Genomic DNA, 26,735 nt, shown 5'->3' with positions numbered 1-26,735 from the left:
CTCCAGGATCGAATCTGAAATGTAGTCCGCGCCCGAATTACTTAAGAATGGGATGTGTTCGCGATTCAGTACGTAGATATCACCCAACTGCTTCGTTTGCGCTAGCCCTTTTTCCATTTCCTTTTTCGACATTTCTATGATCAAAAAAGCCTTCGGAGTCGTCGAGGGAGCGATCATCGGAAGCTTAACAACCATCCGAATCCCCTTTTCGTCAGCTAGCCAGAATAAATTTTTGGGATTCTTTGCGTAATCTTTCAAAAGCTCTTTATCCGAGTAATCCTCCGTACCGGTAAAGCCTAGATTGCCGATCATCCAGTCATTATCCAGGTTAATGAGATGGGCGTCAGCCACTCCCGATAAAGAGTGCAAGTTATATAAACCTTTCGCAAGGCTTGTAATCGTTTGGAAATCATCCTGTGTCAAAGCATTGTAGAGGTTGTCCGTTACGAGTGGTGAATTTAAATATTGCACAGCACCCATTTCTACATTTTTCAAGACTTGCTCAATTCTCATCTGGTTCTGCAGCAATATTTGCGCATTGCTTTCTTTAACCTTTTTCTCTATATCCTGAGATGAAATATGATAGGAAATCATTCCGATTGTTATGACGGGAACGGCAACTAGCAGCATGGCGAATAGGATCATGCGATATAAATAGGTGGGCAACTGAATTCCTCACTTCTGTTTACTTTCGTTTAATTGACCCTAGTATATCAAAACCAGCCGCCCGACTGTTAATACTCGGACGGCTGCTTACATCATTACTTCTTGGTTTGCGAGGTGCGATCCTGAAGTTGATGAACGGATACGTTCCCCCAGCTAAGATCTTCCACGCGATACTTGTTGATTTGATCCCAGTCCAGCTCCATGCCTAGACCAGGTAAGTCGCGTCCTGGAACAAGCAGATAGCCGTTCTCGTATTGAACAGGATTTTTCACGATATCGCCAATATACAATTCAGGTCCCGTCGGATCTGATGTATAGTTCAAATTCACAAGTGAGCTTCCCAGATGTGCCATAGCCGCGGTGCCTACAGACAGCTCCTGGGTTGTACCAATCAAGCACGATTTCCCAGCAACTTCAGCTGCTGCTGCCGCTTTCCTAGCCGCGGTAATTCCACCGATAAATATAGGAGAAATGTTAAAAATATCGATCGAATCATGCTTAATCATTTCGGACTGCTGACGGAAGCTCCACACATGCTCGCTGACTGGATATTCCGTGTTCATACGGTAATGATGAAGTCCTTCGAAATCATTCTGAACCGCTGGACTTTCCACCATTTGAAAATCGTATTGCGACAATCGCTTCGTGGCCTTCAACGCGGATTTCCAGTCAAGCAAGTGGCTGAAGTCCAGCGATTTAATCGTCACTTTCGACCCAAATTCCTTTTTCACGCCATCCAAAAATGCTTCATCGGCATCCAGGTTTTTACCTACATAAAGTCGGAATGTATCAAAGCCTTTACTAAGTCTCTCGCGGACAACCGCCAGATTTTCTTCTACCTCTTCCATGAAGCGATGTCTGAAAATCGGGTAGCAGACTTTAATTTTCTCTTTGATTCTTCCGCCAATAAATTCAGCTACGGAGATACCAAGCGATTTCGCACAAAGATCGTGTAACGCCGCGTCAATCCCGTTACGAATAAAGTTGCCTTTTTCATAATAAAACATCGTTTCCGGGAAATTGCTGAGCAGCTCTTTATTGAGTAGTGAGATGTCAAATGGACTTTGTCCAAGCAAGATGGACTTAAGCACCACAGCCATGTCCTGAATGTCTAAGGAATAATGAGGAAGATGAGAGAAATCCGACATTTCGCCAATACCTGTTAGTCCATTATCAGCGTCAATCTCCACGATGACATGCTTGCAAACAAAACCTGTATTTCGTGGCATTGCGATAACCGTTAGTCTAAGATCTGAAATTTTCATGATGTTAGCAGCCCCCATGCACTTAGTAAGTTCGTTACTTCCTTCTTATCCGCTTCATTCAAAGGATCAACAGGTTCGCGTGTGACACCTGCACGAAGTCCCAATTGTTCCATCGCTTCCTTCACCGCGACCACATTGTTACCGGCATTATATTTGGCACGCAGGTTCTCGAAAGGCAGAACGTCCTCCCACAGCTTCCATACGGTTGGCCAGTCTTGGTCCCGTAATGCTTGCAGCATCCCTTGTGAGATACCAGGATTCACATTGATTAAGCCCGATGTAAATCCTTTTGCACCAGCATTGTAGAAGTAAGGTGCCCACTTCTCTGCCGTGCCGCAGATCCATGCGATGTTGTAGTCTGCACTGATTGCGCGAACGGTCGCGGTAAAACGCGGAAGATCGTTGATGGCATACTTCACGCCCACGCATTTTTCCAACGGTGCCAAGCTAAACAAGATATCATCCGAAACATGAGCATCCTTCAGATATAGAATGGACGGAATATCCAGACCTTCAATTACATTGCGGTAATATGACACCGCACCAGACGTCGTGATGTAAGGATGAATGGGCTGATGGACCATAACGCAATCCGCCCCAACCTGCTGGGCGTGCTTACCGAGCTCTATAGCAGTTTCTACCGAATATCCGATACCAGCCATAACAATGGCGCGATGATTGACAATCTCAACGACCCGTTTGGTCACTTCCTTGGCTTCTTCCAGCGTTAACGCATAAAATTCGCCTGTGTTTCCGCAAGGCACAATCACTTCGGTACCATTCGCCAGCAAAAACTCGATATTCGCTTCCAGTCCTTCCCAATCAATGCGGCGCGTCTCTTCATCAAAAGGTGTAATATTGATAGCTGAAATTGTTTCCAGCCTTTTACTGAATGCAGCATAATCCATCTGGGTGCACTTCCTTTCGTTTCACACCAACTGCTATGGTGTAACTACTACGGTTTTGACCTGTGTGAAAAACTCGATTGCCGCTCTGCCTTGTTCACGAGAATACGAGCTGGAGAGCTTCATACCGCCGAATGGTGCCTGCGGTTCAACACCAGCAGTTTCACCGTTCACCTTAATCAAGCCTGCCTCGATACGGTTCACAAAGTGATGAATATGCTTTTGATTTTGTGTGAACACGGCTGCAGCCAATCCATAACGCACGCCGTTAGCCAGATCAATAGCATGATCGAGATCTTCGGCCTCGTTAATCACTAAAACTGGACCGAAAATTTCCTCTTGAGCCAGTGTAGATTGCGGGTCGACATGATCTAGAATCGTAGGCTCAATATAGTAGCCATTGGCAAACTCGCCTTCCGTCTTCGCTTTACCACCAGCAAGAACTTGGGCTCCTTCGTTGATTCCGATTTGGATAAAGTCTAGAATCGATTCGTATTGACGCTTGGACACAACAGGTCCAAGATAACAGTCGTTTTTCAACGGATTAGACAGCTTAATGCGGTTCGCACGTTCGATCAACAGGGAGGTTAATTGTTCCTTCACTGACTTCTCGACAATGACACGGCTAGTGGCTGTGCACTTCTGTCCAGCAGACCGCATCGCAGCGCTAATGATGACATCGGCCGCTTTCTCTAGATCGGCATCCGCAAGCACAATCGTCGCGTTCTTACCGCCCATCTCCAATTGATATTTCGCATGACGGGATGACGCGGCTTGCGATACTTGCTTGCCAACAGCATCCGATCCTGTGAATGAAATTCCCGTCACATCAGGATGTTCCAGAATGCGCTGTCCGACAACGGAGCCAGAGCCGCTTACAAGCTGAACGACGCCTTGCGGCAAGCCGCTCTCTTCTAGCAGCTGCATGAGCTTGGAAGCTGTAATCGTCGAATGCTCTGCAGGCTTCCATACGACGGTATTACCGAATATTAAAGCTGGCGCCATCTTCCATACAGGAATAGCGACAGGAAAATTCCAAGGTGTAATAAGTCCAACGACCCCAAGTGGTACCCGAGTCGTGTATAAGTGGGATATCCCGTCTGTGGAAGGCAATACCTCGCCAATGCTGCGGAGACCTTCACCTGCGTAATAGCGGAACAGCACGACAGCTCGGTTAACTTCACCTCTGGCCTCGCCGATCGGTTTCCCCATCTCGAATGTGAGAAGCTGTGCCAACTCCTCTAGATGATCCTCAATCTTCTGCGCAGCTTTAAACAAACAATTAGCTCTTTGTGTTCCTGACAAGCTAGACCAGGTTGGAAGCGCTTGCTTCGCGCTCGCTACAGCTTGGTCAACATCTTCCTTGCTCAATTGAAGGCTTCGTCCTACTAACAACTCACTATTCATCGGACTGTAATGATCTTTAGAAGGGCGGCTGCCGGGTTCTACCCAGCAGCCATTGATGTAAGCCGTTTTTTCGATGACAGTTACATTCGTAAGCATGTTCTCACTCCTATTTGGACTCTCTATTTCTTCAGCTTGGCGTATTCTGCCGTATATTCCGCGATTACCTTATCGCCGCCTGCTTTCAACCATTTATCAAGCTCTGCTTGCCAGCCAGCATCATCGATTTTACCCATAATGTATTTGGTTTGAGCGTCACGAATCATGTTATCCAGCTCTCCGCCTTTTTCAGCGTAGGTTTTCGAATTGAACGTCAGGGCCACATTCGGAACAACACTTTTCAGGTTATCTTGTGCGATCTTCGAACCTTTCGCCTGAAGCTCGTTTTGCTTCAATGGAAGACCTTTTCCTGCTGTTTCAAATGACGGCAAGCTGTCACGGTATGGCTTAACTTCAAGGTTGAATGTTGTCAAATCCTTAATTTGACCTTTGCCATCTTCTGTCTTGGTAAAGTGTTTGCCTTCAATCCCTCTCGTCAAGAGCGTTGACATTTCAGCATCTAGCATCTTATCGAAGAAACTTAACAGGCGCTTCAGCTCAGCTTCTGTCTTCACGCTTGATTTAGGGAATAGGAAGAATCCGTTGTTCCCAGACTCAGCAGGTACTTTAAGTCCATTTGGTCCTTCGAAAGGTACGACATCTACAACGGCACTCGGCGTAGACTTCAGAACATTGTCAGAAGATAGCGCTGCTGCTGTTGCTACCGTATTTACACGGATGCCCACTTTACCTGCATTCCATTTGTTATCGGAATCGGCTGTTTGCACGATGGAGAAGTCCTGATTAATTAACTTTTCTGCATACAATTTTTTCAACAACTTCATTGAATCGAAATACGGCTTCGTCATAAATTCAGCTACGATTTTCCCGTTTTCAACACCCCATTTATTAGGTGCTCCATTCGGAACAGAAAGACGAGTCAAAAAGCTGCTGCTAAGAACGGGATCATTATAATTTTTATCTAAGAAGAATCCGTACGTATCCGCTTGACCGTTCTTATCTGGATCTTTTTCTGCTACGGTTTTGGCCATATTGTACCAATCATCAAGCGTAACTGGCGTCTTCAATCCAAGGGAACCAAAGAAGTCTTTGCGGTAGATGATACCAGCACGTCCAATATCACGGTATAACGGCAGTCCATATAGCTTGCCATCCACTTTAATGTTGTCGTAATACATCGGACTAAGCTCCGATAAATTTTTGTAATCCTTCAATAGCGGACCAATTTCCCAGAACAACCCCGACTGAATGGCATTTAGTGTCGAAGCGTTAGGTTTCACTTTAAATGCCTTAGGCATTTCATTAGAAGCAATCATGATGTTCTTTTTGTCTTCAAAAGCAGCATCTGGAATCCATTGAATATCGATTTTGGCATTCGTGTATTTCTCTATCGCCAGCTCAATATCGCTGCCCTTTTTCGGCGCTTCCCCAACTTGTGGTGTAGCAATGGTCACCTCTAGTGGCGTGTTATCCACCGCCGTTTTCTCATCTTTCTTCGGATCTGTTGCGTTCCCACATCCAGCAAGTGTACCTGTTGTCAAAGCGATGGAACAAAGTAAAGCCATATAACCTTTTCTAATCATTCTTACCCCTCCAGTATGATGAATAATATGGTACATATGAAAAGATAAACCTTAATAGGTTATCCCTTTACCGAACCTAATAAAACGCCTTTCGCGAAATGCTTCTGTAAGAACGGATATACGAGAACAATGGGAATTGTCGCGACCACAATGGAAGCCATACGAATCGTTTGAGGCAAATAATCTGTTGGATCGGACTGTGAGGTCGAATCGCCAATTTTGTCTTGCGACATGAGCACAATTTGCCTAAGCACAACCTGTACGGGCCATTTCTCGGAATCGTTGATATAGATAACCGCATGGAAGAACGTATTCCAATGTCCTACTGCGTAAAACAGTCCGAATGTCGCCATAGCTGGCATGGACAGGGGCAAAACAATTCTGAACAACGTACCAATATCGTTGCAGCCGTCAATTCTTGCTGCATCTTCCAAACCATCTGGAATTTGCTGAAAAAAGTTTTTCAAAACGACTAAGTTAAACGCACTAATAGCTGTTGGAATCATCAGAGACCAATAGGAATCGATCAGGCCAACCGATTTAACGACGAAGTAGGTCGGGATCATACCGCCACTGAAAAGCATCGTAATGAGGATCATTAGCATGAATACTTTACGGCCGCGCAATGTGGCACGAGCCAATGGATACGCAGTAAATGAAGTGAGTATGAGATTGATCAATGTGCCTAGAACGGTTACATAAATCGATACGCCGATACTTCTAATCATGGTGTCTGTTGAGAAAATGTATTTATACGCGCTAAGCGTAAATTTGGTAGGTATCAGCAGCAATCCGCCTTTGACAACCTCCGAAGGGGCTGCGAACGATACCGAAACTATATAGACAAACGGGATAATCGTGATTAAAGATACGAGGGCCAATAGCGCATAGTTAACCCAATCGAACATTTTATTGCTTAATGTCTTGTCATACGTTGGCATTTGATACACCTCCTAGTAAACGCCTTCTTCGCCAAATTTCTTCGCTAGTCTGTTCGCGCCGAGAACAAGTACCAGTCCCACTAACGATTTGAACAAACCAACTGCAGCACTGTAACTATATTGAGCTTGTGTCAGCCCCTTCATATACACATAGGTATCGAACACTTCGCCAACTTCTCGGTTCATCGAGTTCAGCATAAGGAAGATATGCTCAAAGCCTGTATCCAGGAAGGTTCCCAATCTTAGTATAAACAGGATCACAATCGTGCTGCGGATCGCAGGAATTGTGATATGCCAGAGTTGACGCCATCGTCCTGCCCCATCCATCCGAGCAGCCTCGTACAATTGCAAATCGACGCCAGATAAAGCGGCCAAGAAGATAATCGTCCCCCAACCTGCCTCTTTCCACATCGACTGGGCAATAATCATGGGTCTAAACCATTCTTCGCTTAACATAAACGGAATTTTCTCAAATCCAAACTGCGCTAGTAATTCATTAACGACGCCACCCTCTGTCGTAAATAGCACATAAAATATACCGACAGCCACTACCCACGATATGAAATGCGGCAAATAGAGAAGTGTTTGAACGACTCGTTTGAACATCTCTCTTCGCGCTTCATTGATCATGAGTGCGAGAATTATTGGAAGTGGAAAGAAGAACACTAAATTATAGATAGCTAACAGGATAGTATTTCGAAAAAGCATCCAAAATTGGGGCTCATTAAAAAATCGTTCAAAATGTTTAAAGCCAACCCATGGACTGTTTATAAATCCGGTAAATGGCTTGTAGTCCTGAAACGCCATTACTAGGCCAGCCATCGGTACATATTTAAATACAACAAAATACAAGATCCCGGGAAATAAAAGTAGATACATCCATCGATCTCTTAAGAGATCTCGCACTAGCTGTGATCGTTTAAATGAGCTTAATCGAGCTCTTTGCATCTGCGTTTCCAAGGGTTGCGGCACTCGACTTCCTCCTGACTGATAGGTGATTGGCTACCCTCGTATCATAAGTTATCAAATGAATAACAGGCTATCGTACTGATTTAACTTCTTTATCCGAAGCCTGAAAACCCTTACATGACGGGGGTTTACGCGGATACAGAAGCTTCGAGTTATCATTCTTTGCAGTCTTCCATACACCTATTGCAATAGCTACAGACAAGAAATTACATGATTCCAGTCCTCGCTATCCTCTACGAAAAGAGGGTGCCCCTCGCCATTTTCATGGCTTTTGGGACACCCTCTAAACCAAAATGCTTTAGTTTGTTCTTGATTGCGAAAGCTTTGTAACCATCGTTCCTCTCTCCATTCCACTCTGTACCTTGATGCACCGTATTGTATCGAACCCCAGTGAAACTAGGGATCCTTATAATCCAAGTAAGCCTAACTATAAAAATACCAATTTTCACGTCTAGGAGGCAGACTCTGATGTCCTTCCTCCTGTAATATTATTTATTCTTAATGGTTACCAGATTGATCATGAGGTACTGTGACGGTTATAGTTTTAACCGTTTTGTTTCCAGCTTTATCTGTAGCTGTATATGTGATGGTGTAGATCCGTGATTTTTCTGCACGCAAACTGAAAGAAGTAGCGGCTGTACCGAAATCGGCCTGAATGTCGCCTTTCCCGCTATCTGGTTGATTACTCGTGATGGACGTTAATACCACGGATTCAACGCCCGATGTAGCATCACTTGAATCCAGCGTGGCGTTGATCGTAACCATTTCATGATTTGCTGGCCAAATCGACGTTTTATCCAACTGAACGGAAAGCGCTGAAGCTAACTTGTCAACTTGAAATTCGACAGTTTTGATTAGTTCTACATTGCCTGCCTGATCTTTGCTGCGGTATGCGAGCAAATAAGTTCCGTCACCGAAAGCTGGAATGGAGTCCGTGTAAACGATCCATCCACTGTTATTCACTTGGTATTCCGTTGTTACGGAGCCTCCGTAAACACTGGCGGTTACGGATATGCTTATGGTCACATCCGTCGTGTACCAGCTGTTCTTGCCGTTAGGCGCAGCCGGACTTAATGTTGCGGTGGTTACAGGAGCTATCTTATAAATGTTGCTTACCATAATGCCTCTTACGTTCGATACATTTCCTACTTCATCAATTCCTCTTGCATACACGGTRTCATTGTCGGAAACAACAACTGGGATGGTGTATGCTGTCCACTCGCCGTTTGCTCCCACTTTATATTCCATCACCGCAGCGTCTGCCGGGTAACTGATCATTACGCTGACGCCTTGGTTGGTCGGCGCCGTTGTATCTACAAGCAAGGTTGCATCGCTTGGTGCTATGTGATCGATATTGCTGACCGTGTAGCTCTTTTCATTCGACACATTGCCCGCAGCATCTGTTCCTCTAGCATAAACCATGGTGTTTTCGGAGAGAAGTATTGGAGCGCCATAAGCCGTCCATTCGCCGTTTTCTCCTACTTTGTACTCCTTCACCGTCGCATCAGAAGGATAGTCGATCGTTACGTGAACGTCCTCTTTGGTTGGTGCTGTAATGTCAGCAGACAACGTCGCGCCAGCCGGAGGCGTCTTGTCGATGTTGCCGACCGTATAGCTGGCCACATTCGATACGTTGCCTGCTGCGTCCTTGCTCTGTGCATACACGGTATCGTTGGCGGATACAACCACCGGATCAGTGTACGCTATCCATGTGTCATTACCGCCTACTTTGTACTCCTTCACCGTCGCATCGGACGGATAGTCGATCGTTACGGTAACGTCCCTATTGGTTAGTGCTGTAACGTCTGAAGAAAACACGGCGTCGACCGGAGGAACCCCCTTTAATACATTAAGTACGAACGTCCTTGTGTCCGAAACAGTACCTCTTGTAACCGTTGCTGTTAGCGTTACATTCACATCAGATTCGGTAGATAACGGACGGGTTACCTTACCGTTCGTGTCGATGATATTTGGAGCAGTGCTACCCCATGTGATTGTTGTCCCATTCATGCCGCTCGTTAGCAGGTTGACATCATGCGTCACGCCTGATGCACTTTCACCCGCTGCATAGCCGATACCGAGCGAAGCTAAATCCAATGCCACGAACGGTTCGTCGATGCCGGCTTGGATCTGGCTGCCCGTCAATGCATAGTTGTATAACTTGACTTCATCGGCGATCCCTTTAAACCATCCCCAGGTGCCGCCGCCGCTTATATTACCGGCGTTGGAACCTAACCAATACTGTGTGCCTCCTGTCCACATAGTACCGATATTTGCAGGCGTTCCCTCCGGCTGACCGTTGACATACAGCTTCATTTGTCCATTATTGGTTGCCACCAATGCGATATGATACCAAACACCGATCTGCACAGTGGTTGTGCCCGTCACTGTTTTTCCCGCTCCATCGTAAGTATACGCCTCAAACTTACCGCTCGAATTAATGCGCAACTGGTGAGACCAAGCTGAGGTCGATCCGCTTGAATTCGTTCTCGTCCAGATATTTTGCGCTGTTGCCGCGGAAGGGTTAACCCATAAGGAAACCGTATAAGCCGTTGGGTTAGCAGCGTCAGGGATGTTGACATAAGAGTTCGTACCATTAAATGAAAGACCATTGCTAATTTTGCCCGCTACCCACGCAACCCCGCCATTCAACGTACCCGTTTTGTTATTGCCAGACGAATCGGAAGCAGTTGTACCCGATATTTCGTCCAATTTCCAATACCCCCTCGGTACTGATTGTGCAACCGTAACATTAACCGTTGCTTTAAAGTTTCCGTCGACCGTCGTTGCTGTAATGACTGTACTTCCGACAGCTTTCCCGGATACGACGCCATTCACAACAGTTGCAATGCCAGTGTTGCTTGAACTCCAGATGACTTGTTTATTGCTAGCAGTATTAGGAGCAACTACGAGACCCGGATTCAAGTCAATGCTGCCGTTAACATCCGTTAAAACTTGACTTGGGTTTAGTGTGATACCTGTAACAGGAACTTCTGTAACCTTAGCATCAACTGTTTTTAACACTTTGAATTCTGCTAATCCTACATTTTGATTGGTTGCGCCGCCTGCGATCTGGAACTTAACCCATGTTATTGATTTACCTGGGAAAGTAAGGGTATAAGGTGAACCGTCATTTGGAATGCCCGATACCGCTAATGAACTTCCGTCACTGAACGTCAGCGTTCCTCCTGATGCCCAGTCCGTCATGTTCGGTCTATCATAGAACGTAATCGCATCTACAATTTGAGGCGCGGTCCAGTTCAACTGCAGCCATGGATTTATTTGTGTATTGGAGGCCCACTCAGTCGAAATGATTCCATCAATCGCCTTTCCTGGAGCGAGTGCTGCATTATTCTGATAGTACGATGATGCAGTAGCGGTCGCAGTCAAGGCGACATTTTGTGCTACCTTAACATTAACCGTTGCAGTAAAGTTCTCGTCTACTGTCGTTGCGGTAATAACTGCATTCCCAACAGCTCGCCCGGTTAATACTCCGTTATCAACTGTTGCAATACTAGAATCGCTTGAGATCCAAATAATTTGTTTATTCGTAGCATTATCTGGGGTAAATACAAGACTAGGTTTCAGGTCAATAACACTGTTCACATCCGTCAAAATTTGACTTGGGCTCAGCGTGATACCTGTAACCGCAACGGCTGTAACGGATACAGGAACTGTTGCTGTAAAGCCTCCATCTAATGTTGAGGCAGTAACGATTGCGCTTCCGGCCTTCTCCCCGGTTATCACACCGTTTGCAACGGATGCAACTTTCGGATTGCTTGAGCTCCAGATTATTTGTTTATTCGAGGCATTACTAGGCGAAATGGTGACTGCAGGCTTCAGATCAAAGTTGTTGTTGGTTTGCAACAAAACTTCGCTAGCATTCAAATTGATGCCTGTAACCGCAACGTCCGCGTACGCTCCGTACACTTTAAATCCATCAAGCGATAACCGTTGCTGTGTTGTCGTTTGGTTGACGATTCTGATCGTGTGTGAGCCCGAAGACAGCCCTCTAATACTGTACACGGTATGCTGGCTTAACCGATAAGAACTATTTTCACTAATGGTTTGATTTAGTACTCCGTCGATATATACGGATACATTATTCGATTGATCTGAATTTGTCTCACTGATCACATCGATACCTGTTCCAGTGAATGTGTATTGCACGGAATTTCCGGAAGTAGCGGTGTAATGTGAACTATTCTTATAATCGTATGCGCCAGCGGCCTTCCGATTGCTATCTGCTGTCCACGATCCGGAGTAATTAATCGCTGTATCGGTATCATCAACAAGAATTCCAGACGTGTTCTTCAAGTAGGAGTATCCGTTTTCCAAACCTGCGTTATTCATGATGGAAGTGGCTGCAGCAGGCCAATTGCCACCAGTGACAACTGTCGTGTTGGCGAGACTGTTTCCATTTGAGCTCGGTGCTCCACCAAGAGAAGAATTGTCAGCGAAATTATTGGTAACGACATTGTTCAAAGCCGGCGGAGAGAGATTTTGAACATACAGCCAATTTGTAGCAGCCCCTTGAACGACATTATTATTCACATTGTAATTATTTGTACCGTTGTCCAGATAAAGAGCTCCGTAAGGGCCGAAAACACCAGATACATGGTTATTGGACATCACAGAGCCTGGTTGACGACCGAGCGTGTAAATGCCCCCTCCGTCGATTATTCTCTGCATGACATTGGTAACCTTGTTATAACTGATGTTATTGCCTTTCGAATAAGGCGTCGATGGCTCCGCACCCCATCCCCAGCCAAGTGATATGCCCGAGTACGGCGTACTGTCGATTTCATTGTGGACTAATTGCAAATTCGTATTGTACCCGGCAAATATCCCTAAGGCAGCAATATATTGTACACCTACTGAGGAAATATAGTTGCCCACTACAGTATTGTTACGCGTTTGATCTGCTGGGTTCGTATTCGCATAATCATTCAGATCGCCGATCTCAATCCCACCGCCAGATATATCCGAGAAGCTATTCCCTATGACAGTGTTATTCTGGCTCGCATTTTTAAACTTGAGCGCCGTGCCGCCTAAATGGATGAACGTATTGCCTTGAATGAGAATGTTATTCGCACGATTAAACAAGACATTTGCACTGATGGTCATTTGTTGGCTTGCTGGGGTCATATAACCATTCCCTTGATTTCCAGCAAAACCTATCTCTGTTAGTGGCCCTAACCATGTCCCGTATTCAAATGTCAATCCAATGAACTGCAAATTGTGAAGCGGTGTTCCTGAGCCCCCGGTGCCATTGATCAATTGTTCTACTTGCGGAATGACCACTTCCGCTGTGCTTAAGTTTTCATAGCTTCTAGGAATGTAGTACATATATCCATCGGTGACATTGTAATAAAATTGTCCAGACGTATTCAATAGTTCATAGGCGTTCTCCAACCAATTGACATGGAAATAACCGGGAACGATGCTGCTCACGCATGAGCTTGCGACGGTAAGCGATGATCCACCCGATAGTGAGGACACGTTGCATTGTGCGTAAGCATAGTTATGGAGACTGTTTATTCTGACCTGATCCAGATTTCCCCAAGCAGACATACTTGCGTATGTCGGAGCAGTGAGCGTCAAATTTGGTGCATTATTGACGATCTTGATCGTATGCGGACCTTCTGTCAATCCCGAGATACTGAATAAGGTTTGCTGACTCGATAGCGAACTGCTATATGCACTAACCGTTTGATTCAGCGTACCGTCAATATATACCTTTACAGAAGGTGAATTATTGGAATTCTTCTCGCCAATCACGTCAATCCCGGTACCCGTAAATGAATACGATGCGTAAGCTCCGCCAAGATTAATGTAATGAGCATCATTATTGATATCACTTGCGCCTGCTGCGCTTCGATTAGTGTCATAAGTCCATTGCTTCCAAGGATTGCCCGCGTACGTAATGGCCGAATTGTTATCATTGACCGTTGTAATGCTGGCTCCGTTGTATACTTTAAAAGCATCTAGAACCATGGATTTATCAGGTGCATTGGAAAATCCCGAAGGACCATCTGCACCGCGCGCAGGAATTGCCCTTACGTCATTGACGTACATTTGCAATATACCGGTACTTTGTCCCACATAAGAGCGATAAATATTTTTATTCGCGTCATATTGCGACCAATTGGTCAACGTCTTGCCACCGCTTATGACAGGATTAGCCCCAGGGTAGGCTTGATAGATGATGTTATACCCATTGGTACCGGAATCGTGTATTGAATCGCTTTCATTTAATTCGAACGTGGACGACAAATTATAAGTGCCATCCAAGAAATAAACAACAATATCTCCTGTCATATTTTGATTAATAGCTCGAACCTGCGTCTGAGCATCTTGAAGTAAGCATGGACTGGCAAGCGTACAACTCGTGCCGCTGCCGGTAGGCGACACATAAAATGTTGATTGAACCGCTGCCTGGGCTTCCTTAGGCGTTGCATTAAATCCCATTATTCCAAGAGATAGACACAACAAAAATGTTACGATTCTTCTTTTTATCACGTGTACATCCTCCAATACAATTTTGATCGGACCCTTGCACCTTTTACAATATGACAACTCCACATTCCCTGTTTCATAGTACCAAAACTCTAGTGCCAAGCTCGGCTCTATCACCTCCTTTCTAAGCCCCTTCTATAGGCTGAACGATAGTTCAACTGGTTCATTTAACTTTAGCTCCAGTTGTTTACTCTGATTAAAAACATGCAAATCCACTATTCGTTGATCTTTGGTAGCACTGAGCTTGACTTGCACATTCTTCAGACTTTGATCCCATTTCATCGTAACTTCAATACCGCCGTGAGCCAGCATCGGGCCCGCTYCCCCTTGTATCCAGCTACTCGGCAATGCAGGTAAAATTCGAATTTTACCTGGAGAAGAGCGTAGAAGCATTTCCTGAACCGCAGCACTCCACCCCATGTTGGCATCAATTTGAAATGGCGCCCAAGGAAGGTTTACCGACATCCCCATGTCTCGCCAGTCGTTGCTTAACGTGAGAAAATTGCTCAGTACCGAAGAACGCGCCAGTTTATCAAAGCAATCTAATGCTTTCTCAGCCTCACCGATTCGAGCCCACGTATTAGCCAGATGCATCACCGACCAATTCGATTGATCTTTCAAGCTCTCACCCCGAGATCGATTCTCTACAGCTTTGATGAATGCTTGGTACAGCTCCCCAGTCTGATCCGGGTCTATTTCCGAACCTGGAAATAAAGGATATACATGAGACAGATGACGATGCTGATCATTGTCCGTAAAGTGCGGGTGCATCCATTCGCGTACTGCACCATCCTCATTCACCTGATAAGGAGGGATTTTCTCCAACATTGCTGTCCATTTCCCGATTTCCTTTTCGTACATCCCAACGATGGGTGATAGGGTGACTAAACTTTGCAACACTTCTTTCGCAATGGCAAAATCCATTGTCGCGTTGATCGTTGTTTCCATGACATCATTAGCTTCCAAATCATAGAGTAGTGCCTCTTTGGCATAATTGGCTGGCGTATTCTCCGGCGAGACGGATGGACTGATCACATAATAGCCGTTTTCACCGATCGTCAAATAATCCTCATAAAATAGAGCCGTCTCATAGAGGAATGGTAATGCCCGCTCACGGAGAAAGGCTTCGTCCAAGGTGTATTCATAATACATCGAATAAAATTGCGCGATCCAGCCTGCTCCGGAAATCCAGTGGACAATGTGAGGGTAATTGATTTTGAGCAAACCAGACTCTGGTGTTGTGGGAGCCGGAACGAATATTCCCCGACAGCCATATAGTTGTTTGGCGTTTGTTCTGAAGTCCTCCAGCTTGCTGTCCATATAATCAAACACAGGCAACAGCAACTCCGGCATATTACCGCTAAACGCTTGCCAATAGATCATTTGTAAATTTTCGTTCGCCATGTGAAAAGCCCATAATGCTTTATACTCACCGCACCAAAGTCCATATAGATGGCACGGTTCCTCGCCTTCACGCGTACTGGACACGAGCAGGTATCGGCCATACGCCCACATTTTCTCAATCATAGCCACTGACGTTTTCCCTCTATAGGCTTCCATCAGATATTCCTCATTGAAACGGTCACGGTCATTGTTGGTCAATTGCAAAGTCATAGCGTGAAACAGACGGCTATGTTCTTCAACATGCCGCGCAAGCATAGCGGAATAATCTGATTTCATTTCATTCAACTCGCTTCGGAGTTGTTGCCATCGCTGATTTCGCTCACCTGAGGCAAAACATTTGATGATAAACGTCACTCGATCCGAATTATTAATTTGCAGTGCGCCGTTCTCATAGTGAAGTGAGCCCCCGTCAATCTGAACACGGGCAACTGCGCCGAAATCAGCTCCGTTCTCATTTCGAGCAGCGTAATAAAGAACATCCTCTCCTCCGCTGCATGTCATCTCTTCCGCCAGTGCGAGCACATCTGGATCGACAGGCCTTACACCTTCAAATTCGTCATGGAGACCGAAATAAGCTTTACAAGAAATACTCCCTGCTTTAGAACTGCGGATTTCATATACAATTGCATCGTCTGTGCGAGATACGAATACAACTCGCGCATAGTGGATGTCTCCCTCTGACCATGAAACCGTAACTTCGCCTTGATCCATATCCAAAACACGGCTATAATCTTGAAATGCCATCTTGTTCGGCATGATGATATGGAAATCTCCAAGCGGTAGAGGAATTGCGTGTTCCGCCATATATCCTGCTTCCGTCAAGGCATCTGGCAAAATACGGTCAGCTTCTCTAGCTTTTCCTTGTTGCAGCAAATCTCGGACAAGCGGTACATGACCGCTCACATTCGGCAGTTCTTTGGTAACTGCTTTCCACCATAAATCCGCATGATTTAAGAGGATTGTTTCTTTATAGACACCTCCATAGACGGCCGCGCCAATCACTCCGTTTCCCAACGGAAGCGCTTCTCGCCACTTCGCCCCCCACCAAGAAGCCGGATACATCAGCTTCAGTACGTTTCGGTTCATTTTTAAGCCTCCTCAACTTTCGAGCAATACAAGCACGTGCAGCATTTGTTTCGCTTCCAGCCTTATTTCCAACAACTCGTTCGGAAGGCTCGTTAGTTCTATTTGAATTTCTTCCAAAGCATTGGTTTGATAAGCGGTAATGATCCTTTTGTTCGGAAAATGTAGCCCTGCATCAACTTGCCGATCCTTACAATTACTTAAACGAACCAGGATGCCCGATCCTTCCTCGACTGGCTTGACATCAAAGACCTGAACACCTTCCCCCGTGACCTGAATAAATTGATCGGATTCCTCTTCTTTACAATGAATGACGGGATAAGCAAGAATAGGAGATACGGCTTTAACCGCAGCATCCATCGCACTAGCTGGTTCAAAGGATGTAAACGTATTTAGATAATAAGTGAAAGCATGAAGGCCAGGTTGACGTGCTCTGAAATTCGTTTCCCAGTAATTATTCATCGGCCAAGCTAATAAAAGTGGATTTGCTTGCTTCACTATGCTTTTTTGCTCTTTGCCAAAGTTAAAACTCCCAACTTGTACAAGCGGCGTATCTTGGCAAATCAACGTAGCTCCATGCTGACCATCGTAGACGGATACGCTTTTATCTACCGTTACGTAATCTCTGCACACACCTGGCAGCTGCTCAGCATCAAGTTCGACCCATTGACCAGCCGTATCATAATGGCAGCGCCATTCTTGCAGGTTCAAAGGAATAGCAAAGTAAATGCCTTCAGGAGTCGTAATATCCTGCTTATAGTAAGAAGCCTTCATTTCAATATCCGCACGATAGCTGAAAAAAGTAAACCTTTGCTCCAGATTGTCTACACCTGGCGCACCCCATTGTAAAATTAATGTTGCGCTATTCGCGCTGCGCTCTACCTTACATGACTTCAGACCCGTGTAGGTCTGACGTTTAGCCTTCCAATCGTGATTCCAACAGCTCATGCTGTTATTGACCTTCTCAACGTCTCTTGGAAATATGGCTCTGCGATGGTTCGGATGATAGAGCGTATCAATCGTTTCTTGCACGTATTGAAACAAGCTATAGGGGCTGCTTAGATCAAGAACCTCCCAGTCCTGCTGTTTATCGTATAAACTCAGGATTCGACCCGTTGTTGGATCAAAGAGACATCTGTGGAAAGGCGTCTCTATCCTTCCCTCCTCGATCATGTCTAGGCCATTTCTAACCTGATTCGGACTAAAAGGTTCCACAAACTCCTTGATACTGCCTAAGCTTGCTTCAATATCCTTCGAATACTCCATAACTTGCAAGGACTTCAAAGGTATCTTCCGCCAACTGAAAGGAGGCAATTCAATCGTGCCATAGCTGACTTCCGAGTGATTTTTATCGTTGTTTATCAGCACGTCACGCGTTCTTATATCATAAAGATGTCTACCTTTCACCAGGTATCCAGCCGGAATTGTAATATCATGCGTGATGGCAGCGGAAGAAGGATTGACTAACAAAATACCTTCAGGCTCTCGCGATTGCAAGGAATTTCCAGCCCATTTTTCAAGTTGTGTTCCTAATAACTGGCCGGTTAAGCTATTGCCCAAATAAGCATAATGCGCTTTATGCGCCCATTGAATATCCGTATTCAAATCATCGGGTTCAGCAACAGAAGTCCATGAGCCCCATGTGTGCTCATCATATAAATGAATTTGCTCCCACGCTTGTTTTTTAACTTTATGATAGGATGCATCACCTTTGCCGCCAAAGGATTCCAGAAGATCAACCGCCTTCATTCCTTGCTTGGTTCTGCGATTCAGTTTGGTTTCTTTGGCTGAGCTGCCTGAACCAAAATTCCAATAATCCGTCCAATCCCCCGCATGCGTCTGTAATTGATCTTCGTGCTTCTTCACTTTGGCATATAGCTGCTCAGGTGTGACAAAAGAAATCGTAAACTCCCTTTGTTCCTCGTTCCAAGTTTTAAGTAAGTCCGCTAACTCCTTATCCGGTGAATTGTTATCATAGGAAGGGATATTTGTCGATGTCAAATAAATAAAATCAAACGGATAATCCGGATTTGCCTCGATTTTCCCCATATACTTGGCTAAGCCAGCCGCAATATCAGCGGTGCTCAAGTTTTCTGGAGAACAAATTTGACTAAATAACGAATACTGCTCGCCATTAAAGGTAAGCAGCTTTCTGCCATCTGGCGCTTGCCAATGGAATGCTTCTGGACGCGTTAGCGGAATGCCACCCATATGGGTATTAATCCCTGTCATATAAAATTCCACACCCGAGTCAAGTAATAATTGACTATAAGCCCATGGCTGTCCGTTTACATCATGATTAATCGCACACTTAATATCGATGTCAAACATATTTTTTAATTTTCGGACGGGATATAACATTCTAGCCATCTGCTCAGCTGTGCAAAGTGGCGTCATATGCATATAGGTGGCGGATAAACTTAATTGTCCGTTATGTAGATAATGAGTAAAGCGTTCCATTTGCTGTTCGGTTGCCGTTTCAAGCCAAAGCAACACAGGATAAGCAGCTTCGCAAGTCCAGCGAAATTTATTCATTTCAGACCAATGTTCCGTTAATTCACATAGTTGTATCGCTTGATCTATATATTCTTTATGTTTCTCTAATAGGATAGGCTGTGCATGGGTATAGCCAACATCCAAGTGACTATGGTGCATGAGTAAGACTTCTTTTATCTTCGACACATATATTCAACTCCCACGATGCCTTATATTCGTCGATCTTGGCATCAATCATTTTCAAATCACTTAAATCCTTTGTTCATTTAAATACTCGTATTCTCTGGGTACATTGGCCATATTTTTATTACGTTCACGCCGTCACGAGTTATTTCGAATGGTCCAGGGAAAGGATTCTGTTCATCCCTAAAGTTCCCTAAATAATCCCTGTTCAGGCAAATCGGCTTACTATCAAAATCTTCAAAGGGCAACTCAGAAAGTTGTGTTCTAGTCAGAAGTTCAGTTGTCACAAGGCTGCGATTTCTTTGATTTTTCCAATTCGTCTGACATGACATGTGAAGGTAAACAGCATCATTTTCAAAAGAAAGCTTGATATCAGGTTCAAAAAGATCATCATGAAGAGGAGACACCTCGTGCACGGATGCTTGCGCACCTTTGAGAAACAGATTTCCATCCATGAAAACAGAAAATTTAGCAGCGTCATACTTGCTTAATCCAATTGGATCATCTTGCGCAATCAATATATTGTTATAAAACCGATCGTCTCCGCCTTCAATATTGCGCTTTCCTGCAATGCTTGTGGAATGAGCATGATGGAATGGTGTAACGCGATCTTCCTGAGGTAATATCGTAATGTTACTCCTGAATAGATTATGCGCGTAGGTACCTCCCTGAGAGAAGTTGAATAACGAATTTGTGGTATTTCCCGATAGACAAAGATTATGGTCGACTACGAACGGACCGTGGCTGACTTCGATGAAAATATCGTGGAGCGTATTCTCGTATAACAAGTTTCCGGTTACGTGCGTCCCTTGTGTCATCCAGTCTAACCAAAGCCCACAGTCCGTTCGGAAAATCCGGTTGTTACTAATCAATGAATCAATGGCACCATGAAACTTAATGCCTGCCATCTCATACCCGGTAAAAGAACACAATACATGAATATCGTGAACAACATTTTCCGTAATCACACTGGAACAAGCACCAAAACTACCGACGATTCCAGCCATCTCGCAGTGGGAAACCTCATTTCCTCTAACGATATGATGACCGATATCTTCAAGGTTCCAGCCATCTTCCAAAGCACGCTCGATGGTTTTGTTGTAACCCTCAGGAGTAGGGTCGGTATTATCCCATTGATCGCCATATTTGCCAAGCGAAATCCCCGAACATCTCGAATGACTAATGATATTGTTTTCGATAATCCACCCTTTGCTCCAATGGGTGCCGATTAAGGCAATTTGTTCAGCAGTCGGTGGTGCCCAAGGCGTTGCCGCATGGCGCATAGTAAAACCTCTGACTGTAATAAAGTTCATTCCTGGCTTTTCGGGATAGAACACAGATTGTCTTACATTAATTTCTACTAACTCCTCATTCGGATTTGAGCCGCCGAAATTTGCCCAAAGCGTAGTATTCGTCTCATCAACACGTGCAAACCAGAGTAGCGCACTGTCCTCGTTATGGATGACATCATGTAATTGGGCTGCTTCTAATAGCCACTCACCATTCAAGTAAACCGATCCCGTATGGTGATCCCGTTCTTTGGAGAGGAACCAATCCCCTTGAATAAGATCATTGAATGGATTGAATTTCCCGAAAAATGAGTTTGGAAGCGTTGTCTTCCATGTTATCTCATTTTCTTTCTCCCAGCCTTTAACAATTTCCGAACCTTTAATTTCGACTTTTTCACCTGCTGCTGCTTGATAAACTATTCTTTTCGTATCCGATTCTCCACCACGTGGTGGATTGATTCTCTCCCGATACGTACCCTCATGAACGGTTATGACATCTCCGGGTTCCGCTTTAGCTGCTGCTGCAGAAATTGTCCTTAGCGGAGCCGAAGCTGTACCTTCCCAGCTGTCATTTCCTAGCATAGATACATAATATTCCTTACCCATTCCTTCTTCGGCTGCTTCTTTTGCATGGTCTGACAACACAATCACTCCCCACCGCTTGCTCGATAAATTGCTTTCTTAATAAGGATAAAGGAAGCTACATTTTCATGCGCTCCCTTTATTGTCCTACATGACTTACGATTATTTACTAAAATCTGCAACAGCTGTTTTAGCTTTTTCATATTCTGTTGTGTACCAAGCATTTGCTTTTTCAATACCAAGTTTTTTCAAGTCTGCGATTTCCTCTTTAACATTTGCACTATATTCAGCATCCGTTTTACTCATCACGATTTTAGGAAGATTTTTGGTTAACGAGTCGGTAACTGCAGCTACGATCCGTGTAATATCATCAGGTGCAGCAGGGATCGATCCTTGTGCTACGCCATTTGCATAGTATATAGCTGCTTTACCAGCAGCCTTCTCAAATGCTTCACCTGGATAGCTGCCTTTGAAGTGCTCTGAATATTCCTTTTGTCCTTGGTTCATTAAGGCAGCCATTGCACTCGTCGTATTAGAAAGATTAATAGGCGAACCATCTTTTGGATCTACAAGTGTTGAATCAATCAACATCAAAGATCCATAAGTCGTATTTAGACCAAAACCATTTTTCTTCACAAAATCCGGATCATCTTTCATCGCCTTAACGACTTCCGGCTTCATCTCCGGTTTACCGTTGATCAAATCCCAGTGTTGACCCTTCACACCAGATACTGTCAAACGACTACCTTCATAGGTTGCAAAATAATTCATTAATTCCATTGCACGATCAGGGTATTTCGATGCTGAAGATATAGCATATCCTGTTCCAACATAACCTACGCTTGAACCATAACCCTTCAATGTAGTTGGGAATGCCCCAGGAATTAATACCATGGATGCTTCAGGATTAGCCTTTTGCAAGGCAGTATTGATCTCTGAATTAAACCAACCTTGTGTCCATGATACAATTTGACCGTTCATAACCTTTGTTTTGATAGCATCAGACTTCTGAATAAAACTCTCTGGATCAAGCAGCCCCATTTGATAAGCTTTGTTATAGAATTTAACGGACGTACTGAAGAATGKAGCATTCTCATCCGCATATTGATCAACAAGCACGCCATTATTATCTGCAATCATTCCGGCGCCAACTAGCCATTTCCCTCCGCCAATTTGTGGTGGCAAATTATATTCCCATAAGCCAAAATCGCCAGCAACACTTATTCCATATACCTTTTTACCATCTGCTGTCGTCGGATGTTTCTTCACCATATTCGAGAGCATTGTCAGGAAATCATCAGAATTCTTGATCACTGGAAATCCTAGCTCTTTATAGTAATCCCATCTTGTTAATCCGCCATAAATATGTTCGAATGGCGCTGGTGCACTAGCTAATGCTTCTAAAGAAGGAGCAGTATGGGTCGGCAGCACATAGAGTTTTCCGTCATTACTCATGAATTTTTTGGAATAAGCAAGCGGTTTCGCAAGATTTGCTGCGATATCTTTTCCGTTCGTCGCAATCAAGTCATCTAACGGCTTCAACATCTTGGATTCCAACAGTTGTTTTCTAGAAGTTGCATCTACAAAGACTAGATCGGGAATTTCACCACTAGTAACCTGCAATTGTCTCTTTGCTGGTTCACCATTCAGAAATTTCAGTGTTATATTAAATTTCTTCTTAACTTCTTGCGCCACGGCATCCGTCGCTTCTGCATCCACACTTGCAACATTATTCCAGATTGTAAGTGTTATAGGTTCCTTTGCCTTTGGTGCTTCAGTTGCAGCTGTACTTGCTGCAGGGGTCGTTGAAGGTGATGGTGTTGCACTTGGTTTACTGCAGCCTGTTACCATTAGTGCAAGTGCCATTGTAGTGGCAAAAGTACCTGTAACCATTTTCTTGTTAATCATGTTTCTTGTTCCCCCTTATTATGGATATAATTATGAAAAACTTGTAAATATATTAAAGCAGCATTTGAAGTCTGCATTTAACCCTTGACAGCTCCTATGAGGAGTCCCTTAACAAAAAATCTTTGGAAAAAGGGATAAACAAACAAGATAGGTAATGTAATGACAAGTGTAATTGTCATTTTAATCGCTTCAGGTGTCGTTTTTGGAACAGCAATTCCGTCTACTCTTCCAGTAGTCTTTAATGCTTGAACAAGTGCGTCAGCTTGACTTAAATAGTTATAAAGGACATATTGTGCGGTAAAAAGCCGCGGATTATTGATAAACAGCAAACTGTCTGTCCACGTATTCCAATGGTTAACTGCTGTGAAAATGGAAACGGTTGCTAAAATCGGTAGTGATAACGGGAAAACAATTCTAAAGAACATTGCCAGATAACCTGCACCATCTATCATCGCTGCTTCCTCGATGGATTGAGGTAATTGTTCGATAAACGTCTTAATCAGGACGATGTAGAATCCAGTAACCGCACCTGGAAGGATATAAACCAGAAAATTATCTTTCAAACCAAGCCCCGAATACGTTAGATAAATGGCAACTAACCCTGCATTCAGATACATCGAGGCGATGACTAAGCGATATATAATCACACGAAACAACATTTCTTTCTTGGAAAGAAAATAGGCAAATATCGAGCTGCAAAATAAGGTAAGCACTGTACCCGATACGGTACGCAGCACAGATATTCCGATGGAGTGAAGCAAGTAGTCTAGCTGGAACACCTTCAAATAGGTTGATAAAGTAAATCCGATCGGATATAAATACACGCCTTTAGCAGCAGCTTGTGTAGGATCACTGATGGAGTAGATAAATACATAATAAAAAGGATAAAAACAGAAGAAGCATATCAGGATTAATAACAAGTAATTAATGAAGTTAAAACCGTTAAATCGTTGTTTAACCATAGGAATCCTCCCGTATATCGTCTGAGCCTAAAACTTAGAACATAGATTGGCCTCTGATTTTTTTAGCTGCATAATTTGCCGAGAAGACCAGAATGATACCAATGATGGATTTCAACATGCCAACCAGAACCGAGAATGATACATCATTTAAAGTAAATCCGATTCTGTAAACAAAGTAGTCAAGTACCTCAATTTTATTGGCTACAATAGGATTGTAGAAGACGAGATATTGATCCAATCCGTTGTTCAGCAAGTTTCCAATATTGAGTAAGAAGAGGACAAAGTAAGTTTCAATAATCCCCGGAATCGTTATATGCCAAATGCTGGACATTCTGCCAGCGCCATCAACCCGAGCTGCTTCATACTGCTCTTGATCAATACCTGCTATAGCAGCCAAATAGATAATGGCGCTATATCCCATGCCTTTCCATATGGTTAAAATCGCTTGAAAATACCAGGTTGCCTCGACGTTACCCAATATATTCGTAGGTTCTTGAATCAAATGAAGCTTCGTTAGTATGAAATTAACGGAACCATTCGCTGAGAATATCCCMCACATAAGTCCAAATACGATCACCCAGCTTATGAAGTTTGGAAAGGTAGAGATGGATTGAACCACCTTACTGAATTTAGCGTTCTTGACTTCAGATAACATAATGGCAAATATAACAGGAAGCGGTGACAATAAAATTCCCAATCCACTAATGGCAAATGTATTCTTAAGTGCATTGAAAATATCATTCCTATAATAAATCGCTACATGTACATATTTCATCCCCACAAAAGGACTGCTTATCATATTTTGCAGAACACTTTTGTTAAACATATGGATATAATTAATAAATCCGAAATACCAGCCCATTAATGGTAAATAATTAAAGACGAGTAACAACAATATAAAGGGAAGTGATAAAAGTAAGAGATATAAACCATTGCTCATCTTCCCATTTACATAAAATCTATTCTTCTTCTTATTCATGCATCATGCCTCCTCTCTCATGCTGAAACTCAATGTATCTACTATTTATTATAAATTGAGAAGGAATACCGGTATATGATAGAAAGATTAGATACATGATAATAACCTTTGATTTAATGAAAAAGATCCACCCCATCCTATAATTTCAGGTGAGGCGGATCCATATTTTGGTTATTTCTCGTTCCTATTAAATTCACTCAACAATGCATCACGTTCAGGTTTGACTGCCTTCATAACATCCTCTTCTATTTGGTTCAAAGCTAACTTGGAATCTTTATCCAACTCAATGGCTTCCTGCCACTCTCTACGAAAGATTTCATTCGCTTTCTTGTCAAGTGAAGTGCTCAGCGGTAAATAAGGGATTTTTGCAACTAAATCGATATACAGCTGAATCGCTTTTTGATTTAAAAAAGGATCAACCGTGTTCTGAATCTCAGGCAGACGCCATGCGGGTTTATAGCCTGGAATAGAAGGCAGAGATATGGTTGTTTTCCAGCCTGCCATAGAGACAGTTGCAAATTTAACAAATTCCCAAGAAGCCAATTTGTTTTTAGACTGTGTTAGAATGGCAAGGCCTGCTCCTCCAAACCCCGCATAGTTGCCCAACGGGAGCGCTGTAACTTTCCATTTCCCCGCTTGATTAAAGAATACGGCGGGAAATATATAAGGCAGCATCATCCATGAGCCTGAAAAGATAATCGGTATTTCTCCGTCATCAACCGCCTGTTTGCCGTCAAGAACCAAGGGCCCCTTGGCTTGAACCAGACCTAATTTATGGATCTTTTTATCGAAATCCAGCTCTTTCACATATTGCTCAGTATTTTTAAGATAATTCAAGTTATGGTCGAAATAACCGGAGTTTCCTGTTAAAAAATCCGAAACAAATAGTCCTGAAGGCGGCAAGAATAATTTTCCTTCAGCTTTTAGTGCTATTGCCAGTTTGAGCAAATTGTCTTCACTCTTCAAATAAGCAGCAAGTTTTTCAGGTTCTATTGGAAAACCCGCTGCTTCAAGAATATCTGTTCGATAGAACATCACTGCAGGGGGAGCATCAAGCGGCATAGCAATAAGACGTTTACCATCCAATGATTTAAAGCGATCCAATTGGGCTGGAATGATATCTGGATCGAACTCATGGGCATTATAGGGCGCTTGATATAAATCTTCAATGCCTGCGATATTATTAACACTAGCAAGTTCTCCTTGCTCAATAGCCATAACGTCCGGTCCGCCTGCTCCGGCCTCAATTGTATGTAACGGATCCACAAAAATATTGGGTATTTCTTGAATATTCACTTTTACATTGGGAAATAATTGGTTAAATTCGGGAACTATCGGCAAAAGCACGTCCTTTGCCCATGTCCATACATTGATTTCACCCGACAGCTCTTTATTCACAATTTGCGTCGTAGATTTGTCCATTTGTGACTTGTTGCTTGACAAGAAATTTGAACAACCAGTAATTAGAAGCGTAATTGCCATTGTAAACGACAGGAGCGACTTGAAATTCCCTTTCATGCTGTTCCTCCTTAGCAAG

Annotated in this window: 14 protein-coding genes and 1 pseudogene; all 15 read right to left on the bottom strand. The window is 43.8% G+C overall.

What is annotated here, in order from left to right; genetic code table 11:
- A pseudogene (locus AC1DVJ_RS14885) lies at positions 1 to 666 on the bottom strand (helix-turn-helix domain-containing protein); the annotation flags it as partial.
- Positions 667 to 761: 95 nt separating this feature from the next.
- Complete coding sequence (locus AC1DVJ_RS14880) at positions 762 to 1,931, bottom strand: mandelate racemase/muconate lactonizing enzyme family protein (RefSeq protein WP_477591936.1); 1,170 nt, start codon at positions 1,929 to 1,931, stop codon at positions 762 to 764.
- The gene (locus AC1DVJ_RS14875; RefSeq protein ID WP_477591934.1) at positions 1,928 to 2,839 is read right to left on the bottom strand and encodes a dihydrodipicolinate synthase family protein; all 912 of its coding nucleotides are present in this window, start codon (positions 2,837 to 2,839) and stop codon (positions 1,928 to 1,930) included. The genes AC1DVJ_RS14880 and AC1DVJ_RS14875 overlap by 4 nt, the downstream gene beginning before the upstream one ends.
- Positions 2,840 to 2,872: 33 nt before the next feature.
- Complete coding sequence (locus AC1DVJ_RS14870) at positions 2,873 to 4,339, bottom strand: aldehyde dehydrogenase family protein (protein ID WP_477591932.1); 1,467 nt, start codon at positions 4,337 to 4,339, stop codon at positions 2,873 to 2,875.
- Positions 4,340 to 4,362: 23 nt separating this feature from the next.
- Positions 4,363 to 5,883 (bottom strand): extracellular solute-binding protein, encoded by a 1,521-nt coding sequence (locus tag AC1DVJ_RS14865; RefSeq protein WP_477591930.1) that lies wholly within the window; start codon positions 5,881 to 5,883, stop codon positions 4,363 to 4,365.
- Between the two features lie 59 nt (positions 5,884 to 5,942).
- Positions 5,943 to 6,824 (bottom strand): carbohydrate ABC transporter permease, encoded by an 882-nt coding sequence (locus tag AC1DVJ_RS14860; protein ID WP_477591928.1) that lies wholly within the window; start codon positions 6,822 to 6,824, stop codon positions 5,943 to 5,945.
- Between the two features lie 12 nt (positions 6,825 to 6,836).
- Positions 6,837 to 7,772, bottom strand: a complete 936-nt coding sequence (locus tag AC1DVJ_RS14855) for an ABC transporter permease (RefSeq protein ID WP_477591938.1) — start codon at positions 7,770 to 7,772, stop codon at positions 6,837 to 6,839.
- A gap of 519 nt (positions 7,773 to 8,291) precedes the next feature.
- A complete protein-coding gene (locus tag AC1DVJ_RS14850; RefSeq protein WP_477591926.1) occupies positions 8,292 to 14,315 on the bottom strand; it encodes a DUF7402 domain-containing protein in 6,024 nt (2,007 codons plus the stop codon).
- A 132-nt stretch (positions 14,316 to 14,447) separates the two neighbouring features.
- Positions 14,448 to 16,802 carry a glycoside hydrolase family 95 protein gene (locus AC1DVJ_RS14845; protein WP_477591925.1) on the bottom strand — a complete coding sequence of 785 codons (2,355 nt, stop codon included), beginning with the start codon at positions 16,800 to 16,802 and terminating at the stop codon, positions 14,448 to 14,450.
- A 12-nt stretch (positions 16,803 to 16,814) separates the two neighbouring features.
- Positions 16,815 to 19,481, bottom strand: a complete 2,667-nt coding sequence (locus AC1DVJ_RS14840) for a glycoside hydrolase family 38 N-terminal domain-containing protein (RefSeq protein WP_477591923.1) — start codon at positions 19,479 to 19,481, stop codon at positions 16,815 to 16,817.
- Positions 19,482 to 19,561: 80 nt separating this feature from the next.
- Entirely contained in the window at positions 19,562 to 21,409 is a 1,848-nt protein-coding gene (locus AC1DVJ_RS14835) for a right-handed parallel beta-helix repeat-containing protein (RefSeq protein WP_477591921.1), read from the bottom strand.
- A gap of 102 nt (positions 21,410 to 21,511) precedes the next feature.
- The gene (locus AC1DVJ_RS14830; protein ID WP_477591919.1) at positions 21,512 to 23,257 is read right to left on the bottom strand and encodes a type 2 periplasmic-binding domain-containing protein; all 1,746 of its coding nucleotides are present in this window, start codon (positions 23,255 to 23,257) and stop codon (positions 21,512 to 21,514) included.
- 77 nt (positions 23,258 to 23,334) lie between these two features.
- On the bottom strand, positions 23,335 to 24,219 hold the full coding sequence (locus AC1DVJ_RS14825) for a carbohydrate ABC transporter permease (RefSeq protein WP_477591917.1): 885 nt from the start codon (positions 24,217 to 24,219) through the stop codon (positions 23,335 to 23,337).
- A gap of 34 nt (positions 24,220 to 24,253) precedes the next feature.
- Positions 24,254 to 25,198 (bottom strand): ABC transporter permease subunit, encoded by a 945-nt coding sequence (locus AC1DVJ_RS14820; protein ID WP_477591915.1) that lies wholly within the window; start codon positions 25,196 to 25,198, stop codon positions 24,254 to 24,256.
- Positions 25,199 to 25,369: 171 nt separating this feature from the next.
- Complete coding sequence (locus AC1DVJ_RS14815; protein ID WP_477591913.1) at positions 25,370 to 26,716, bottom strand: extracellular solute-binding protein; 1,347 nt, start codon at positions 26,714 to 26,716, stop codon at positions 25,370 to 25,372.
- Between the last annotated feature and the right edge of the window lie 19 nt (positions 26,717 to 26,735).

Source organism: Paenibacillus sp. P4_A9 (genome assembly GCF_056402415.1).
The sequence above is the reverse complement of the archived record's forward strand: the minus strand, read 5'-3'. Positions and strand labels throughout refer to the sequence as shown.